This window comes from Staphylococcus aureus, assembly GCF_001027105.1.
Classification (GTDB): Bacteria; Bacillota; Bacilli; order Staphylococcales; family Staphylococcaceae; genus Staphylococcus; species Staphylococcus aureus.
Genome location: NZ_CP011526.1, coordinates 387863 through 405961, shown reverse-complemented (window position 1 = coordinate 405961; position 18099 = coordinate 387863). Strand labels below are relative to the sequence as shown.

Sequence of the window (18099 nt, the reverse complement as noted above, 5' to 3'; positions counted from 1 at the left end):
GACACTGCGCTTTCACAGTGCCTAAATTTAATGTTCGTTTTTAATTCACTTTACTTTTACAACTTTTATGTTAAATTATACAAATTTTATTCTTATGCAATCTATGTATTTATCAAAGTTATAAGAACATTTTTTGTAAAAAGGATTGTTTCTCTTTTTCTAATATTTCAATTTTCATTTTCTGTTTACTTATCAATATATCCATTTTTTTAAAGAAATCACCTATCTTTTCTTGTTCCTCCAATACAGGTATATCTATATTTATATTTTTTAATTGTTTATATTTTAAGTTCCATGTATCTGATGTTAATCCTTGTGAATTAATTTTAAATTTATGAATCATTCTATGTGTTTTAAACTTATATCCAATAAATAATGAGCTAGTATTTTGTGTTGGATAAAGCACAGTATATGCAGGGCTAACAATCCCATTATAATTTGATTTACCACTAGCCCCTTGCCACATTCTCATAGAATTATATGCAATATCATTTTTCCTAACTACTTTATAATTACTTTTATCTTTACTTGAATTATCTTTTCTATCCAATTCACTAAATTTTATAATGCCACTATTTATAGTTACTGAAAGCATTTGCCCTTTGTCAGAACGTTCGTTTCTCTCTTTTAAATATTTTTCTATTTTGCTATTTTCCCAATCTGGATAATCTTCACCATTCTCATCTTTGAATCGCAGTTCCTGTGAGAAAATTTTCTGCATATAGCCTTTTTTCTGTTGTTGAAGTAATTCAAGCTTTTGTTCTTCTAATTCAATTTGTCGGTCGAGTTTGCTGAAGAACTTGCCTATTTTTTGCTGTTCTTCTAAACTTGGATATTTAATTAGAATAGTAAAAAAATCATTCACAGAAACATTTAATAATCCGTGATTTCTTGCACCCTCAACTGCAATTCCAGAAACTTCTCTATACCAGTGTGTCGAATCAAAATATGCTTCCATGAAGTCTTTAGACATTTCACTTTTAATAGAAAAACAAATATACAAAGAGGACAATACACCACTATCATATCTAGTTAATCTTTTAATAGCCCCTAATGGGTATCCATTAGAATAACTTTTGTTATACGCGAATTCTCCATTCTTTATTAGTGTATAATTTTCTAGATTTTTCGACGAAACTGATTTACTAAAATATTCTGTTTGATCAATTAAACCTAACTGTCCGGATATTGTTAAAGGCTTTTTCGATTCTAAGTTTTTATTTTTCCTAATTACTCTATCTGTAAGATCCCCTAACTGCTTCTCTTCCCATTCGCCTTCAAACCCTGGGAACCTCAATTCTGGCACATTTTTCTTTTGTGTATTACTCATCTTTCAACACCCCAAGTTCTTTCAGGTATGCATTGATTTCTTGCTCAATTTCTGCGATTTCTTTATCGATATTTTTCAAATCTTGTTGGACTTGATCTAAATCAATCGGTGCTTCTTCTTCGAATGTATCGACATATCTCGGTATATTTAGGTTGTAATCGTTATCGGCAATCTCTTGTAGTGTCGCGCTGTAGCTATATTTATCAATTGTTTCCTTACGCTTATATGTGTCTATAATACGTTCGACTTGGGCATCGCTTAAATGATTTTGATTTTTTCCTTTTTCAAAATCATTGGATGCATCGATAAATAGTACGTTGTCGTCTTGTTGGCGACATTTTTTAAATACTAAAATACATGTTGGAATACTTGTCCCATAGAAAATATTCGCTGGCAAACCAATCACAGCTTCTAAGTAGTTCTTTTCTTCAATTAAATAACGACGAATGACACCTTCTGCAGCACCTCGGAATAATACACCATGTGGGAGTACAACGGCCATGGTACCTTCATCGTCTAGGTAATGTACCATGTGTTGAATAAAGGCAAAGTCTGCTTTAGACTTAGGCGCAAGTTTGCCGTAACCACTGAATCGTTCGTCATTTTCAAACTTTGAATCTGCAGTCCATTTCGCACTATACGGTGGGTTCGCAATAACCGCATCAAATGTATTGCCTAAAAAGGCTGGGTTTTCCAATGTGTCATCATTACGGATATCGAAGTTCTCATAACGCACATCATGTAATAACATATTCATGCGTGCTAAGTTGTATGTAGTATTGTTACGTTCTTGACCGAAATAACGATACACTTGTGTTTCTTTACCAACACGTAACAACAGTGAACCTGAACCACATGTTGGGTCATACACGTGACGTAATTTATCTTTACCGTCTGTGACAATCTTCGCCAGTATCTTAGATACTTGTTGTGGTGTATAGAACTCGCCTGCTTTTTTACCCGCTGTCGCCGCAAAGCGCCCAATTAGGAATTCATATGCATCACCTAACATATCAATTTCCATGTCACTGTGAACGAATGGTAAGTCGTCAAGATTAACCATGACTTTAGAGATTAAAGCAGTACGTTCTTTGACATTGTTACCTAGTCGCGTTGAACTCAAATCCATATCGCTGAACAGACCGATAAAGTCATTTTCACTTTCTTCACCTAATGTTGATGTTTCAACTTTACGAATTGCCGTCGCCAGGTGTTCGATATCGAAATCTTGCGTTTCAATTTCACGAATCATCGCACTGAATAAATCTTCTGGCTCAATGAAGTAACCGACTTGGTCAATTAATTCTGCTTTTAAGTCTTCACGGTATTCTTCGTCTGCCCATGCTTCTTGATACGTGATGTCTTCACCTGACAAGGCATCTGCATATTCTTGTTCCGCTTTTTCAGATAAGAAGCGATAGAAAATCAAGCCTAAAATGTAATTACGGAATTCACTCGCATCCATATTCCCTCTTAAATCATTCGCAATCGACCATAATTTTTTATGTAATTCAGCTTGTTGCTGACGTTGTTTTTCAGTAATAGACATGTGATTCCTCCGCCTTTGAATAAGTAATTTATCTCTTTGTGTAATAGATTTATTATAACATTTGGTTATGTTGCGATGTGGAGAATTTTGATGTTGGTGGTGGAAATTTTACCTTTATGGAGATTGGGATAGGATTCATGACACACAAACCAAAACGGCTTAACGACGATATCGATTGATGCATCCTTTTTGTATAAGCTATGCGCACCAATTTACATTTCACCGTTAAGCCGCTTCAATTACTTTTAATTATTCGTAATGATTTACTTTAAGTTAACTTCAATATCTTTAATTTGTTTGCTTTCTATGACTTCCCCCATATATTTAAATTTTAATTTAGATCTTAAATCAAGGTTATAAAAACTGCCATCTTTCAAGCTAATTTTGACCCTACCATCTTTTGAGATTGTTTTATAAAGTCCGTATTTTTCAATTAGATGCTTTCTCAACTTATAATCCAGTTCTTTTAGTGTTATTTTTTCTTTTTTAATGTAATAAGGGTAACCTTTCACAAAAGCATCTTCACCCTTTTCTTTTGAAATATTTAATATTGGTGCACTGACAACTCCAGATGTTTTATTATTCTGTATTACACCACCAACAGTATAAAATATATCGTGCTTATCTCTTTTTTCTTGAACAAAGAAAACATCTAACCCCTCATAACTACGCTGTTGAAATTTACTTTTATCATTTCCAGGCAGTAAAACTTGAATCTTAATACCTCTAAACTTAAAACGTAAGTTGTTTTTACCATGTTTCAAAGCACTAATATTTTTCATTTCCATAGTCTTTCCAGTGTAGTATCGGTATAATGCTTCCTTGTCATGTTTATTTACTGACTTTTGATTTTGTTTTGCATGACCTGAATGAACTTCTGTTGTTAAAGTTCCTGTTGTTAAAATTCCTAAAGCTAATGTCGCTTTTGCTAATGCTGTAAATTTCATATTTATTTGCTCCAATCTTAATATATTGGATTGTTTTCATTACGTAATTTGAATCATACATTTTTATTATAACGTGCATCGTTTCATACGATAATTAACCTCGATTTAAATATACTTGAATTATTCTTAATGAAAAACAAATATATTTTAATGTTCAGGTTAAATGACTTTCATTATTTCATTTAGTTGTTTTACCGGATTATCGTTTACTACAACTGATGATGTTACTCTGTTCTGCTCTTTGAATTACAAAAACAACTTAACAACAGTAATGTATTTAACACAGTTCCTTATATAAGGACACAAATGCCAATTCACATTTTGTCGTTAAGCCGCTTCTTAAGCTATTATGCTATTAACTCGAACTAATTCAAATTCACTTCAATATTTTTAATTTGCTTACTATCCATTACATCAAACATACGTTCAAAACTTAATTTTTCACTTAAATCAATTTCATGCTTCTTTTCGTCTTTCATATTGATAACAATTCTACCTTTATCAGACGTTCCTTTATACAATCTATATTTTTCGATTAAGAGTTTTCTTATTTTAAAGTCCAGTTCCTTCAATGATACTTCTTCCTTTTGAATAAAAAACAACTCGTTTATCGAAAAGCCATTTTTAGCATCAACTTTTTTAACTTGTAGACTTGGATTACTTACAAATCCAAACACTGATCTCACATTTTTCTTTGTTATACCGCCAACGCTATATATGCCACCTTTTATATCTATTAATTCAGGTACTGCAAAGACATCAAGGCCATGTGTTTTTTCTTTATATTTATTTTTATCGTCACCAAGTAAAAATACTTTAAAAGCTTTATTTCGTTGTTTAAAGTTTAAAACGTTAGAGCCATAGTAATCTTCGCTTTTAACACTAATGTTTGTTGGTTCAAAACTTTCTTCAGAATAGTATTGATGTAGCATATTGATATAATATTTGCGTTGTGTCTCATCAAGTTCTACTTTCGCGTGACCAGTTTGACTTTCTGCTGTAAACACACCTGTAGTTAATATTCCTAATGCTAATGTTGCTTTAGCTATCGTTGTTAATTTCATATTTTTTTGCTCCAATCTTAATGTATTGGATTGTTATTATTACGTAATTTGAACTATCTGTCTTTATTATAAGGTGCATCAAAACAGACTGACATTAACGCTCATTTAAATAAACTTGAATCATTATTAATGAAAATCAAACGTATTTTAACATTCGTATTAACTGATTTTTAATAGCAACATAAATATTTTTTTGGTGAATCATTGTTCTTTCCGATTAGTTTTAAATCTTAAGCTATTGGTTATAAAGTGTACAAAAAAGCAGCTTAATAACGTAGTCAATGTTCGATATGTTTTTATTATAAAAACACGTATCAAAATCATTAAACATGGGATTATTAAACCGCTTCTTAAGCTTTCATTCTATATATATCATTGATTATTTCAAATTCACTTCGATGTTTTTAATTTGTTCACTATTAATGACATCTGCCATACGCTCGAAATCTAATTTATCACTTAAATCAATTTCATACTTATTTTCATCTTTCATATTAATAACAATTCTACCTTTATCAGCTGACCCTTCATACAGTTTGTATTTTTTAATCAACAGTTTTCTTATTTTAAAATCAAGTTCCTTCAATGACACTTCTTCCTTTTGAATAAAGAAAAATTCATCAATAGAAAAACCGTCTTTATCGTCTATTTTTTTAACTAGTAAGTTCGGCGTTCTTAGAGACTCAAATATTGATTTTACGTTTTTCTTTGTTACACCACTAACACTAAATATTCTTCCATCTAAATCTACTAATTCTGGTACCGCAAAGACATCTAAACCATGTGTTTTTTCTTTGTATTTATTTTCATCTTTTCCCAATAAAAACACTTGGAACTTTTGATTTTGTTGGTTAAAAAGCAAAACGTTAGAGTCATAATAACCTTGACTTTGGCCACTAACATTTGTTAACTCATAACTAGGTCCTGAATAGTATTGATGTAACTTGTTTGTATCATATAAACGGTTCATTTTTTCATACTTTCCTTTTGCATTAACCGATTGATTTTCTGTTATCATTACACTTGTTGTTAATATTCCTAATATAAATATCGCTTTAGCTATCACTGTAAATTTCATATTCATGTGCTCCAATCTTAATATATTGGATTGCTTTTATTACGTAATTTGAATAATACACCTTTATTATAAAGGGCATTGAGACAGACTGACATTAACACTCGTTTAATTAAACTTAAATCATTGTTAATGAAGAGCTAATTAATATTCAATGGGCATCACTTTCAAGAGCAATGTAAATTTTTAGTATGCTCACTCATAACCTGCGTTATAAAACGTAAAAAAAAGCCTAACGACAAGGTTGTTTTAAATACGCTCCTTAATGTAAGGTGTACGTATCTATTCAACATTTCATCGTTAAGCTGCTTCAAATTTATTACTTTAGAGTCATTGATTACTTACTTTAAATTTGTTTCAAAGTCACTTCAATCTTATTAATATCCTTACTATTCAACACATCACCCATGCGCTCGAATTGCAATTTATCACCTAAATCAATTTCTTGCTTTTCTCCATCTTTCAAATTGATAGTGATCTTACCGTATTTAGTCGTACCTTTATATAAACCATAATTTTTAACTAAATGTTGTCTAATTTTGAAATCAAGTTCTTTCAGTGAAACTTCTTCTTTATTAATTGAAAATGAGTCAATTGATGCATCTAAATTTCCGCCATACACTTTATTAACAAATAAATGTGTATTAGTTTCAGAAGATTTGTTATTTTTCTTAGTCACACCACCAACAGTAGATAATCTACCGTTTGGATCAATTAATTCTTTTACCACAAAGACATCTTTGCCTTCAATGCCTTCTTTATATTTCTCTTTATCTTTACCTAATAAGAATAATTGGTGATTTTGATTTTCTTGGTTAAAGCGTACAACGTTAGAACCGTTATAATTTTCAACCTTACCACTAATATTACTGAATTCAAAACTTTCTGATGAGTAGTATCGATGTAAGTCTTTAATATCATATAAATGTTGTACTCTCTCTTGCTTTTCTTTTGCTTGAACTGCTTGGCCTTCTGATGTAATCACACCAGTAGTTAATAAGCCTAATGCCAATGTTGCTTTAGCTAACGTTTTTAATTTCACAGTACTATTCTCCCAATCTATTTATAAATTTGTCTTAATATATTTTTATATGATTAATTCAATTACGTAATACGAACAATCTACTATCATTATATAAGTGAGATACTGCGCTATGAATTAACCTCTTTTTAACTATTTTTGAACCAACGTTAAGTTAGTTAATGAAATCCTAACAGTATTAATTATTTTTTATAACACAATACTAATTTTTTAACTATTCACACTTTCCCTCAATTTAATTATGTTTTCCACATTGTTTCATGTCACGAAAAGGACAACGCGCGACTATAAGTATCAACCGTTTTTCCAAAAACTTGATCATAAACCCGCTCCTTTTTTCATCATAACAAAATAAAAAAGAAGCTAAGCAATATGTTATCGCTTAACTTCCCTACAATTACTAGTCTGCTTGTCCAAAGATTATTTATATTCTAGCTCAACATTAATTTCTTTGATTTTGGTACCATCTATCGTGTCACCCATGCGATGCGGTTGTAGTTTTTTTGTAAGTTCGAAAGTATAAAACTTATCATCTTCCATTTTAACTACAATTTTACCTTTTCTATTATTAACAGCACCATATAATTTTTCTTCTTCCATCAATTTTTTTCTTAATTTAAAGTCCAACTCTTTTAACGAGATTTCTTCTTTAGTAATTTTAAATTTACTATCTTTAGACTTTTCCGATGATTCATCAATTTTTCTTGTTACTTTAACATCGACTTCTTTACTAAATTCTTTACTATTTGTCTTACTTAAACCACCAATTGAATATTGTCTTCCATTAACAGTTTCCTCCTCGATGACTAAAAATGCATCTTGCTTATCATGCTCACCTTGAGGGTATTTTTCAATATCTTTACCAAGCAAGCCAACAAAATAATCTTTTCGATCCTTCCAAACATATACTCCTTTATCTGTCACTTTCTGTCTATACAAACCATCAAGATTTTTTAACTCTATACTTGGCTTGCTATAGTAGTATTTTAACGATTTATAATTGTGTTGACCTTGAGTTGATTCTGCCGCTTTTACTGTTTGACTTTCTGTTGTTATTACACCAGTAGCTAACAATCCCAATACTAATGTTGCTTTAGCTAACGTTTTTAATTTCATAGTACTATTCTCCCAATCTATTTATAAATTTTGTCTTAATATATTTTTATATGATTATTTCAATTACGTAATACGAACAATCTACTATCATTATATAAGCGTAATACTAAGCTATGAATTAACCTCTTTTTAACTATTTTTGAACCAATGTTAAGCTAATTAATGGAATCCTAACAGCGTTAATCTATTTTTTAAACTTAACGCAGCTTTTTTAACTATTCACACTTTCCCTCAATTTAACTATGTTTTCCACATTGTTTCATGTCACGAAAAGGACAACGCGCGACTATAAGTATCAACTATTTCCACAAGTTTTATTGGTGTTTTTATTATTCATCGATACGCTTCATTTTCATCTCTCCAACACAAAAAAGAAGCTAAGCAACTTATGTTGCCTAACTCCTCTATACTATCCATATTTTACTATTATCCATATTTCATTGAATTATCTAATGTTGGCTTCTATTTTTTCAATATTTCTACCGTCAATGACGTCACTCATGCGATTTGTTTGTAATTTTTTATTAAGTTCAAACGTATAATAGCCGCCATCTTTCATTATCACTTTTATCTTACTATCTTTAGGAAACTTTTTATACAGATCAAAATTTTGAATTAAATACTGTCTCAATTTAAAGTCGAGTTCTTTAAGTGAAATCTCTTCTTTATAAATGTAGTGTACTCTACCGTACGTAGCAATACCGTCACCTTCATCTCTCTTGATTTGAAATCTTGGTGCGTTTATATAATCATAATAAGCGTCTTGATTTTTCTTAGTGACACCACCATATGAAAACACTGTGCCATTACGGTTTTCCGCTTCTTTAACAACAAATATGTCTAATCCCGGATTTTTACGTGCTTTAAATCTTTCAATATCTTTACCAAATATCTGTACTCTTGTGAATTTTCTATTTTTATCAAAGATAAGGTAATGCTTGCCACCTTTGCTATAACGATAACCAGTAACATTTTTAAGTTCCTTACTTGCGCCACTATAGTAATCTCTTAAGTCAAAGATATCTTTTGTCACATTTTCATATTTTGCTTTATGTTCACTCGCATTTACAGTTTGATGCAATGACGTTATTGTTCCTGTTGCTAAAATACCTAATGCTAAACTTGCTTTCGCAATTGCTGTCATTTTCATAGTTGTATGCTCCATTCGTAATTATTAGATTTGTTCGCTTACGTCTATTGAATCATACAGCTTTATTATAGTTAGCGTATTTGACCTTTCACATTAAACCATGTTTAATAATCATTGAATCATTATTAAGTAAATTAAGGAATCTATAATGTTCGTTAAATAAAACTGATCCCGTTGTGCTTCACACCCGATAGATAGGGATTTACAGATAAATTCAGGTCTCTTCCACGTCATATTTGGACCCATCGAAAATTCGGGTTCTCAAATCATCGAACATAACAAAAGAAGCTAAGCAACATGTAGGCCGTTGTCACTTAACTTCTTGTTTTTCCGATGACAGCTTCTATTTAGAGAATGTCATGATTATTTTATATTCACTTCAATGTTATCAATATTAGTGCCATCTATGACATCTGCCATGCGATTTTCTTGTAATTTTTTGTGCAATTCAAACGTGTACTTTCCACCGTTTTTCATTTTAATAACAATTTTACCTGAACCAACGTTACCGTACAGATTATTTTTTTCAATAAGTTGTTTTCTCAATTTAAAATCAAGTTCTTTCAAGGAAATCTGTTCTTTAGTAATCTTGAATTCTGAAACATCATGAGAGATTGTACCTTTATTATCTTCCTTAGTAATTCTTACTCCTGCTTTGTGATCAACTTTTTTACTATTACTCTTTGTGATACCACCGACAGAATATTTTTCCAGATTGTAATTATTTTCTTCTAAAACGACAAATACATCGACATTCCTATGTACTCCTTCACCATATTTTTTATCATCTTTACCAACTAAAGCAATTTTATATATGAAATAATCTGGGACAACATTCATAAATCTTATTGTCGTCCATTTTTTTAAAATAATACCAATCTCATTTTTAAATTCTAAACTTGGTTTCGTATAATACGCTCTTAAATCTTTAAATTTAGGATTTATTTCTGTTGGTACTTGTTTTGTGGTTGGCGATTGTGGTGTGTCTGATTTAGTAGATTGCATTGGTTGTGGCGTGTTTGTTGATGGAGGTGTTGTCACTTTAGTTGAAGGCGGTGTTGTCGCATTTGCTGTTTGTTGCGGTGCTTCTACTTTAGTTGAGGGCGGTGTTGTCGCGTTTGGTTTTGATTGCGGTGCTTCTATTTTAGTTGAGGGCGGTGTTGATTGTGGTGCTTCCACTTTAGTGGAAGATAGTGTTGTCGCGTTTGCTGCTTGCGTTGTCGTTGTGATTACACCTGTTGTTAAAAGGCCTAGTGCTAAACTTGTTTTAGCAATCGTTGTTATTTTCATAGTTGTATGCTCCATTCGTAATTATTAGATTTGTTCGATTACATTCATTGAATCATACAGCTTTATTATAGATGGCGTATTGCTCCATTCACATTAAACCTTGTTTAACTATATTTGAATCATCGTTAAGTAAATTAAGAAATCCATAATGTTCGTTAAATAAAAATGATTTTGATGTGATTCAACACTTGGCACATTTGAAGTTTCGTCACTTTTAAGACATAGAAATGCCACTTTTACAAACAAATGAATATTCGTCTTTTTACATCATTACGCATAATAAAAGAAGCTAAGCAACATGTAAACCGTTGTCACTTAACTTCTTGTTTTTCCGATGACAGCTTCTATTTAGAGAATGTCATGATTATTTTATATTCACTTCAATGTTATCAATATTAGTGCCATCTATGACGTCTGCCATACGATGCTCTTGCAGTTTTTTGTGTAATTCAAACGTATATTTCCCACCGTTTTTCATTTTAATAACGATTGTTCCTGAACCCATGTTACCGTAAAGATTATGTTTTTCAATAAGTTGTTTTCTCAATTTAAAATCAAGCTCTTTCAAGGAAATCTCTTCCTTAGTAATCATGTATTCTGAAACATCGCGTGAAATCATACCTTGATTATCTTTTTTAGTAATGCTTAATTCTACTTTGTGATTAACTTTTTTACTATTAGTCTTCGTGATGCCACCGACAGAATATTTTTTCAATTGATATTTATTGTCTTCTAAAACGATAAATACATCGATATTATCGTAAGGTCCATCTTTATATTTTTTCTCATCTTTTCCAACTAAAGCTATTTTATAGATGAACCTATTTGGAATAACATTCATAAACCTAACCGTCGTCCATGGTTTGAGCATAAATCCAAACTGCTTTTCAAATTCAAAACTCGGTTTTGTATAATACGCTCTTAAATCTTCATATTTAGGAGTCATATCTGTTTGTGCTTGTTTTATGGTTGGAGATTGTGGTGTGTCTGATTTAGTAGATTGCATTGGTTGTGGCGTGTTTGTTGATGGAGGTGTTGTCACTTTAGTTTTCGGCGTTGTGGATTCGGTTGTCGTTTGTGATTGTTCTTGTTTAGGCGCTGGCGTTGCTGATATATTAAGCGTTTTCTGCTCTTCTTGTTTAGGTTGTGATATTTTTTCTATTTTGGAAGCTGAGGTTTTTTCCTCATTAGTATTTGGTGCCTTTTCGAGTTTAGGCGTGCGTTCTTGTCTTGTGTTAGCTGCTTGTGTTGTCGCTGAATTTGCACCTGCTGTTATGTTTATCATTGCTAATCGCTCTGCTTTAAGCGTTGGTACTTTGTCAACTTTAGTTGATTGTATTTTTTCTGCTTTGACCGATTGCGTCGTTACTGTAATTGCGCCTGTTGTTAAAAGCCCTAGTGCTAAACTGGTTTTAGCAATTGTTCTCATTTTCATAATTGTATGCTCCAATCTATATTATATTCGATTGTCTTTTTACGTAATTTGAATCATACAACATCATTATAGATGGCGTTCTAAGATAATCACATTAAACCCCTTTTAACAATTATTGAAGTATTATTAAGTAATTTAAGCAAAAAATAATGAGTGAGTATGAGATTAATATAGCGTTTCTATGTGCCTTTGAAATAATTTTTAAGCATTAAAAAGAAGTTAAGCAACGTTTGATCGTCACTTAACCTCTCTATTTCAATTTCAACTTATTTCGTCATCAAGTATATGTGTTATGCTTTTATAACTTTGATTTCAATTCTATCAATATCTGTGACATTGATAACATCGGACATACGGTCTTCTTGTAACTTTTTATCCAATTCAAATGTATACTTTCCATAGTATTTCTTTTTGACTGTAATTTTTCCTGTACTCATTTCACCGTAAAGACCATAATTATCAATAAGGTATTTTCTTAATTTAAAATCAATCTCTTTCAATGACATCGCTTCTTTATCTATTTTAAATGGGAAAAAGTCATAATCATATTCACCAGTATGATCTTCTTTAATAACTCTTGCTTCTGCTATTAGGTCGACAGCTTTATCGTTTGCACTCGTGATACCCCCAATAGAGTACTTTGCACCTTCAAATCTCTTATCCTCATTAACGTAAAATATATTAAGATTACGATGTACACCCGTATGATAATGTTGCTTATCTTTGCCAATTAAAGCAATATTATTAACAGAATTACCATCTATGATATTCATAAATTTAATACTTGGTTGAATGAAACTGATATAACCTGTCACATTTTTATATTCAATACTAGGTTGATTATAATAAGCTTTTAATTTTTTGCTATTTTCACTTATTACAATAGGTTTCTTTTCGGCATGAACTGGTTTTTCCGTTGTAGTGTTTACACCTGTTGCTAATATTCCTAATAACAAACTTATTTTTGCAATATTTTTCATTTTCATAGTTGTATGCTCCAATCTATTATAATTAGATTGTTTTATTACGTAATTTGAATCATACACCCATATTATAGGAGCTGTATTCGGATATTCACATTAACCTGTTTTTAACTATTCATAAAATATGATTAAGCTATTTAAGCAAAAGATAATGCGTGGTGCGACTGTTTGTGTGAGTTTTGTAACTTTTCCCCTCAAAAAAAGAAGCTAAGCAACAGTACGTCGCTTAACTTCCATATATTTCCATAACAAGCACTATTCAACATAGCGCTTTGTTGTTAGAAAGTATTATTTCATTTCTACTAGAATTTTATTAATCTTAGTGCCGTCGATTGACTCACCCATACGTTCTTTTTCAAGTTTTTGACTTAAATCGATTGTATGTGTTGTGCCATCATTCATTGTAATTGTAATTTGACCTTGTTTAAGACCATTTGAATACAAGCCGTGTTGTTTAATCGCACGTTCTCTTAATCTATAATCAAGTTCTTTTAATGAGATGTCTTCTTTTGAAATGTAGTAAAAATCTTTAAGTACATCTTCATTATCTTTCTTGATTTCTAAAATTGGCGTATTGATATAATCAATATACTGCACACTATTTGATTTTGTAACGCCACCAATTGAGTAATTTGTTGCTTGTCTACTGTCACCTTCTCTAAGGATAAACACATCTATATTTGAGTTTTCTCCGTCTTTAAATTTATCTTTATCAGATCCAAGTAAAGTGATTCGAGAATGCTGTTGCCCTACTGTGACTTCTAAATAGTGTTTACCCTCATCAGTATATTTAAATCCAGTCACATTTTTACGCTCTAAAATTGGTTTATTATAATAGTGTTTTAACTCTGATTCACTTTGTTGTTTAACTTCTGCTTTCGCTTGTACTGATTGTACATTCGATGTAATTACACCTGTTGCTAACATTCCCAATGCTAAACTTGCTTTTGCTATCGCTTTAAATTTCATAATTTTTAGCCCCAATCTATTTAAATTTGATTTTTCAATTACGTAATATGAACAATCTACCTACATTATATTGAGGCGCTATCCCCTTTCAAATTAAACCTCATTTAACTAAACTTGAATCATTGTTAAGGTAATTAATAAAATGCTAACTGTTATTAATCAATTCTTATCCGTCGAGACTCTTTTTTATACAAATCACACTTTATACCATTTTTATTTTAAAAACTGTAAAACTTTCAGACACAAAACAGACATCATATTGTCGTAGTACCTGATTAAAATTTTCAATGATATTAGTGATACACATCAACTAAAACGCGTCATTACGGCATTTTCAACATTAATAATATTTACGTATTTACTATACACGTCGACAATAAATACAGATTAGAATTTTTTATAAAATCAAATGTTTTGAAAACCATCAAATAAGTATTATGTTATGTATATAAAGATTAGGAGATGAAGTGAATGAATATTATGTTAACAGGTGCTACAGGTCATTTAGGCACACATATTACAAATCAAGCCATTGCAAATCACATAGATCATTTTCACATTGGTGTTAGAAATGTTGAGAAAGTTCCAGAAGATTGGCGCGGAAAAGTTCCTGTTCGACAATTAGATTATTTTAATCAAGAAAGCATGGTAGAAGCATTTAAAGGAATGGATACCGTTGTGTTTATTCCAAGTATTATCCATCCATCATTCAAACGTATTCCTGAAGTGGAAAATTTAGTATATGCGGCAAAGCAGAGCGGCGTTGCTCATATCATTTTCATAGGTTATTACGCAGATCAGCATAATAATCCATTCCATATGAGTCCTTATTTTGGTTATGCAGCACGTCTATTGGCAACAAGTGGCATTGACTATACGTATGTAAGAATGGCAATGTACATGGATCCACTTAAACCATATTTACCAGAATTGATGAATATGCATAAACTGATTTATCCAGCTGGCGATGGTCGTATTAATTATATTACTAGAAATGATATTGCTAGAGGTGTCATTGCTATTATTAAAAATCCAGATACTTGGGGCAAACGCTACTTATTATCAGGCTACAGTTATGATATGAAAGAACTTGCTGCAATTTTATCTGAGGCATCAGGCACAGAAATTAAATATGAGCCCGTTTCATTAGAGACATTTGCAGAAATGTATGATGAACCTAAAGGCTTTGGTGCATTATTGGCATCAATGTACGACGCAGGAGCAAGAGGACTATTAGACCAAGAATCCAATGATTTCCAACAATTAGTCAATGATCAACCACAGACACTGCAATCATTTTTACAAGAAAATATTTAATAATAAAGGAGCGTTATAGTGAATATCATCTCAACAATTTTAATCATATTTGTGGCATTAGAGTTTTTCTATATTATGTACCTTGAAACGATTGCTACAACTTCCAAAAAGACTAGCGAGACATTTAATATAAGCGTCGATAAATTGAAAGACAAAAATATTAACCTACTTTTGAAGAACCAAGGCGTATATAACGGTTTAATCGGAGTTTTGCTAATATACGGTTTGTTTATCAGCAGTAATCCAAAAGAAATATGCGCAGCTATTTTAGTGTATATCATTGGCGTTGCTATTTATGGTGGCCTTTCAAGCAATATTAGTATCTTTTTCAAACAAGGCACATTGCCAGTATTGGCACTCATATCAATGCTTTGGTAAGTATTGGTGTTTGGGGGGTTGGAGATGTAGTCGGAGGTTTGGAGGATTTGAGCGAATTGTGTGTGGACTTTAGACTCAGAGTATTTCATCCTAATTATTTCAAGCAGAGGTGACAGTAGCGTTGCCTCTGTTTCCTTATAAAAAAATTATTTAATGAAGAAAACCCATATCTGATTTAATTTTCAGCTGATAAATACTCCATATATTAGAATGGCTACTTTATCTATTGCATCAATCCTTTAAAACAAAAAACCCATGATTTCGAAATTCCCGTATGATGGGGTTCCTACTCTCATGGATCAGTTAAATAAATATTATCACTATCAGTTTATTATTTCAATATTATTAACAATATATGTAGTCGTAAAAGGAAAGAGGACATGAGAACTTCGGTGTTGATTGGCATTACATAACGCTTCCAAACATATTATTTGGTAACAATAAGAAACTATTTACACAATATATTTTGTATAGTAAAATTATTTTATAATATTTAAATCCAATTGCACAAGGAGTGATTATCATGGTACCAGAAGAAAAAGGTTCTATTACTTTGTCAAAAGAAGCAGCTATCATATTTGCAATCGCAAAATTCAAACCATTTAAGAACAGAATTAAAAATAACCCACAAAAAACAAATCCATTTCTTAAATTACATGAAAACAAAAAATCTTAATCACTTTATTTATAGCATTTCTAATCTCAGAAATGCTATAAAGGACAACGCCCTCTTTCATAACTATATAAGTCAAGAAACCAAGACATTTCAAACATCTTTAAACCCTTCAATAGCACATTCCCTAAAACATAAAGCAATAACAATGAACGATCAAAATTCCTTACGTACTTATGATGTGTCAGTGAATCGTCTACACTTAATTGAACAAATTCTATGAGAATAGATATTGTTAAATTAAGAAAGTAGTCAATTTTATTATGACAAAAGAAAGAAGAACATTTAGTTCAGAGTTTAAGTTACAAATGGTTAGATTATATAAAAATGGTAAGCTTAAGAATGAAATTATACGAAAGTATGATTTAAAACCCTCAATTATCTCAAATTCGATAAAACAACACCAAAATACTGGACCCTTCAATCATCAAGATAATTTAAAAAGTGATGAAAAAGAGTTAATAAAATTACGCAAAGAAGTTCAACATTTAAAAATGGAACATGATGTTTTAAAGCAAATTTTAAAGTTGATTTAGAAACTGAACTTTTTAAAGATACATTACTTGAAGATTCTAATTTATCTGATTATATAAAGAACCAACTTCCAACGATATGGAGAGACTAAGAAATAGTTTAAATTTATTTAATTTCAATAAAAACTCATAATAATATTTAAGTAAGTTAGATTGCTTTTAGCATTAGGAATTCGCTTATAATTAGATGTTCAATATAGACTTTTTTACACATACATGAACTATAAAAAGCGAATAAATAGCAGGTCATTGCGAAATTTGCTAAATACAAAATTGATGAGTTCCACCTAATAAAAATTGTTGGTTTTATAGTAACATCTATTTTCGTACCATTCATGTTAATTTCAGTGCTAATAATGCTGATATAAAGAAGAATAAATTGATTAGGAGAACACTATTTAATGTCTAAAAATATCAATCAAGCAAATAGTAAATTAAATACGTCAAACAAAAAACTAAAACAAGCTTATTCAAAATCCGACAGTAAAAACATGAAAGTTATATACATGCCTCATTGGCTAGAGTTTTATTCAATTGCTATACATAGCGATGTTACAAGCAATAAAAAAAGATATTATAAATCATATAGTAGAGGAACAGTGGTATATGTAAAACTAGGGAGTAATATTGGAAGTGAGTTTTCTGGTAATCATTTTTGTGTAATATTAGATAACAAAGACAATAAAGGAAAAGAAACAGTTACAATAGTTCCACTTTCTTCCAAAGGTAATAAAAATTATTTGAAGTTAAACGAATCGGTGCTAAATCTAACAGCAACAGATTTAAAAAAACAGATTATCGATATCAGTAGTAAAGTACAAGCATTAGCCCAAAAATATAGAGAAATTGACATTAAACTTAGCACAGAAGATAAAAAGCTTTTGTCTAACTTAAATCAAAAAGCTAATGAACTGTATAGAGTGATAGGTGTTTATTCCAAGCACAAAGGGAAAGATACATACGTTAATATATCAGCAATTACAACAATAAGCAAAAGACGTATAAGCAAAATAAATGATTCTGATCCTACTGGAACGATAATAATTTCAGAAGATGACATGAATGAAATCGAAAAGCAATTAAAGATAAAGTTCTTTTCTAATTGAATTGTAATATTACATCTGATATAATTGATTTACAAATTCCCGGTAACCATTCCGGCTTCATTCTCTTGAAGAATGACATATTCTCAGCGTTTTAGCTGAAGGTCAGATGATACGTCATCTGGCCTCTTTTTTTATATAAATG

The 18099-nt window shown here is 30.8% G+C and carries 19 protein-coding genes; 6 read left to right on the top strand and 13 right to left on the bottom strand.

The window, feature by feature from the left end:
* Positions 1 to 118: 118 nt before the first annotated feature.
* Both AA076_RS01915 and AA076_RS01910 read right to left on the bottom strand, forming a co-directional pair.
* The gene (locus AA076_RS01915) at positions 119 to 1330 is read right to left on the bottom strand and encodes a restriction endonuclease subunit S (protein ID WP_000072584.1); all 1212 of its coding nucleotides are present in this window, start codon (positions 1328 to 1330) and stop codon (positions 119 to 121) included.
* Entirely contained in the window at positions 1323 to 2879 is a 1557-nt protein-coding gene (locus AA076_RS01910) for a type I restriction-modification system subunit M (RefSeq protein ID WP_000028628.1), read from the bottom strand. The genes AA076_RS01915 and AA076_RS01910 overlap by 8 nt, the downstream gene beginning before the upstream one ends.
* A 77-nt stretch (positions 2880 to 2956) precedes the next feature.
* Here AA076_RS01910 and AA076_RS14385 point away from each other — a divergent pair, with 77 nt between their 5' ends.
* Positions 2957 to 3058: a hypothetical protein gene (locus AA076_RS14385; protein ID WP_010956543.1), complete on the top strand. Its 102-nt coding sequence runs from the start codon at positions 2957 to 2959 to the stop codon at positions 3056 to 3058.
* 84 nt (positions 3059 to 3142) lie between these two features.
* Here AA076_RS14385 and AA076_RS01900 read toward each other — a convergent pair whose 3' ends face one another.
* From AA076_RS01900 to AA076_RS01845, 11 genes are all read right to left on the bottom strand, one after another.
* Positions 3143 to 3826, bottom strand: coding sequence for a superantigen-like protein SSL10 (locus AA076_RS01900; RefSeq protein WP_000673051.1), 684 nt, complete (start codon positions 3824 to 3826; stop codon positions 3143 to 3145).
* Between the two features lie 365 nt (positions 3827 to 4191).
* A complete protein-coding gene (locus tag AA076_RS01895) occupies positions 4192 to 4890 on the bottom strand; it encodes a superantigen-like protein SSL9 (protein ID WP_000779446.1) in 699 nt (232 codons plus the stop codon).
* 379 nt (positions 4891 to 5269) lie between these two features.
* The gene (locus AA076_RS01890; RefSeq protein ID WP_000673479.1) at positions 5270 to 5968 is read right to left on the bottom strand and encodes a superantigen-like protein SSL8; all 699 of its coding nucleotides are present in this window, start codon (positions 5966 to 5968) and stop codon (positions 5270 to 5272) included.
* Positions 5969 to 6311: 343 nt separating this feature from the next.
* A complete protein-coding gene (locus AA076_RS01885; protein WP_000769836.1) occupies positions 6312 to 7007 on the bottom strand; it encodes a superantigen-like protein SSL7 in 696 nt (231 codons plus the stop codon).
* A 420-nt stretch (positions 7008 to 7427) separates the two neighbouring features.
* Positions 7428 to 8123 carry a superantigen-like protein SSL6 gene (locus AA076_RS01880; protein WP_000769845.1) on the bottom strand — a complete coding sequence of 232 codons (696 nt, stop codon included), beginning with the start codon at positions 8121 to 8123 and terminating at the stop codon, positions 7428 to 7430.
* Between the two features lie 445 nt (positions 8124 to 8568).
* Complete coding sequence (locus tag AA076_RS01870) at positions 8569 to 9273, bottom strand: superantigen-like protein SSL5 (protein ID WP_000784244.1); 705 nt, start codon at positions 9271 to 9273, stop codon at positions 8569 to 8571.
* Between the two features lie 363 nt (positions 9274 to 9636).
* Positions 9637 to 10563, bottom strand: a complete 927-nt coding sequence (locus AA076_RS01865) for a superantigen-like protein SSL4 (protein WP_000705627.1) — start codon at positions 10561 to 10563, stop codon at positions 9637 to 9639.
* 108 nt (positions 10564 to 10671) lie between these two features.
* On the bottom strand, positions 10672 to 10809 hold the full coding sequence (locus AA076_RS14370) for a hypothetical protein (protein WP_001791691.1): 138 nt from the start codon (positions 10807 to 10809) through the stop codon (positions 10672 to 10674).
* Positions 10810 to 10927: 118 nt separating this feature from the next.
* Positions 10928 to 11998 (bottom strand): superantigen-like protein SSL3, encoded by a 1071-nt coding sequence (locus AA076_RS01855; protein ID WP_000784023.1) that lies wholly within the window; start codon positions 11996 to 11998, stop codon positions 10928 to 10930.
* Between the two features lie 290 nt (positions 11999 to 12288).
* Positions 12289 to 12984 (bottom strand): superantigen-like protein SSL2, encoded by a 696-nt coding sequence (locus AA076_RS01850; RefSeq protein ID WP_000782618.1) that lies wholly within the window; start codon positions 12982 to 12984, stop codon positions 12289 to 12291.
* Positions 12985 to 13269: 285 nt separating this feature from the next.
* The gene (locus tag AA076_RS01845) at positions 13270 to 13950 is read right to left on the bottom strand and encodes a superantigen-like protein SSL1 (RefSeq protein ID WP_000669005.1); all 681 of its coding nucleotides are present in this window, start codon (positions 13948 to 13950) and stop codon (positions 13270 to 13272) included.
* A 471-nt stretch (positions 13951 to 14421) separates the two neighbouring features.
* On the opposite strand from AA076_RS01845, the gene AA076_RS01840 reads away from it, so the two are divergent.
* From AA076_RS01840 to AA076_RS01820, 5 genes are all read left to right on the top strand, one after another.
* Positions 14422 to 15267, top strand: coding sequence for an SDR family oxidoreductase (locus tag AA076_RS01840; RefSeq protein WP_001024377.1), 846 nt, complete (start codon positions 14422 to 14424; stop codon positions 15265 to 15267).
* An 18-nt stretch (positions 15268 to 15285) separates the two neighbouring features.
* Positions 15286 to 15645 carry a DUF1304 domain-containing protein gene (locus tag AA076_RS01835; protein ID WP_001021622.1) on the top strand — a complete coding sequence of 120 codons (360 nt, stop codon included), beginning with the start codon at positions 15286 to 15288 and terminating at the stop codon, positions 15643 to 15645.
* A 523-nt stretch (positions 15646 to 16168) separates the two neighbouring features.
* The gene (locus AA076_RS14365; protein ID WP_000248839.1) at positions 16169 to 16321 is read left to right on the top strand and encodes a hypothetical protein; all 153 of its coding nucleotides are present in this window, start codon (positions 16169 to 16171) and stop codon (positions 16319 to 16321) included.
* 260 nt (positions 16322 to 16581) lie between these two features.
* A complete protein-coding gene (locus tag AA076_RS01825; RefSeq protein WP_000159787.1) occupies positions 16582 to 16854 on the top strand; it encodes a transposase in 273 nt (90 codons plus the stop codon).
* A gap of 398 nt (positions 16855 to 17252) precedes the next feature.
* Positions 17253 to 17957 (top strand): type II toxin-antitoxin system PemK/MazF family toxin, encoded by a 705-nt coding sequence (locus AA076_RS01820; protein ID WP_000041883.1) that lies wholly within the window; start codon positions 17253 to 17255, stop codon positions 17955 to 17957.
* Positions 17958 to 18099 lie beyond the last annotated feature (142 nt).

What these genes read in the sequence shown, in the direction of transcription:
- AA076_RS01915 (WP_000072584.1), bottom strand. Translation starts at nt 1,330, where the DNA reads ATGAGTAATACACAAAAGAAAAATGTGCCAGAATTGAGGTTCCCAGGG.
- AA076_RS01910 (WP_000028628.1), bottom strand. Translation starts at nt 2,879, where the DNA reads ATGTCTATTACTGAAAAACAACGTCAGCAACAAGCTGAATTACATAAA.
- AA076_RS01900 (WP_000673051.1), bottom strand. Translation starts at nt 3,826, where the DNA reads ATGAAATTTACAGCATTAGCAAAAGCGACATTAGCTTTAGGAATTTTA.
- AA076_RS01895 (WP_000779446.1), bottom strand. Translation starts at nt 4,890, where the DNA reads ATGAAATTAACAACGATAGCTAAAGCAACATTAGCATTAGGAATATTA.
- AA076_RS01890 (WP_000673479.1), bottom strand. Translation starts at nt 5,968, where the DNA reads ATGAAATTTACAGTGATAGCTAAAGCGATATTTATATTAGGAATATTA.
- AA076_RS01880 (WP_000769845.1), bottom strand. Translation starts at nt 8,123, where the DNA reads ATGAAATTAAAAACGTTAGCTAAAGCAACATTAGTATTGGGATTGTTA.
- AA076_RS01870 (WP_000784244.1), bottom strand. Translation starts at nt 9,273, where the DNA reads ATGAAAATGACAGCAATTGCGAAAGCAAGTTTAGCATTAGGTATTTTA.
- AA076_RS01865 (WP_000705627.1), bottom strand. Translation starts at nt 10,563, where the DNA reads ATGAAAATAACAACGATTGCTAAAACAAGTTTAGCACTAGGCCTTTTA.
- AA076_RS01855 (WP_000784023.1), bottom strand. Translation starts at nt 11,998, where the DNA reads ATGAAAATGAGAACAATTGCTAAAACCAGTTTAGCACTAGGGCTTTTA.
- AA076_RS01850 (WP_000782618.1), bottom strand. Translation starts at nt 12,984, where the DNA reads ATGAAAATGAAAAATATTGCAAAAATAAGTTTGTTATTAGGAATATTA.
- AA076_RS01845 (WP_000669005.1), bottom strand. Translation starts at nt 13,950, where the DNA reads ATGAAATTTAAAGCGATAGCAAAAGCAAGTTTAGCATTGGGAATGTTA.
- AA076_RS01840 (WP_001024377.1), top strand. Translation starts at nt 14,422, where the DNA reads ATGAATATTATGTTAACAGGTGCTACAGGTCATTTAGGCACACATATT.
- AA076_RS14365 (WP_000248839.1), top strand. Translation starts at nt 16,169, where the DNA reads ATGGTACCAGAAGAAAAAGGTTCTATTACTTTGTCAAAAGAAGCAGCT.
- AA076_RS01825 (WP_000159787.1), top strand. Translation starts at nt 16,582, where the DNA reads ATGACAAAAGAAAGAAGAACATTTAGTTCAGAGTTTAAGTTACAAATG.
- AA076_RS01820 (WP_000041883.1), top strand. Translation starts at nt 17,253, where the DNA reads ATGTCTAAAAATATCAATCAAGCAAATAGTAAATTAAATACGTCAAAC.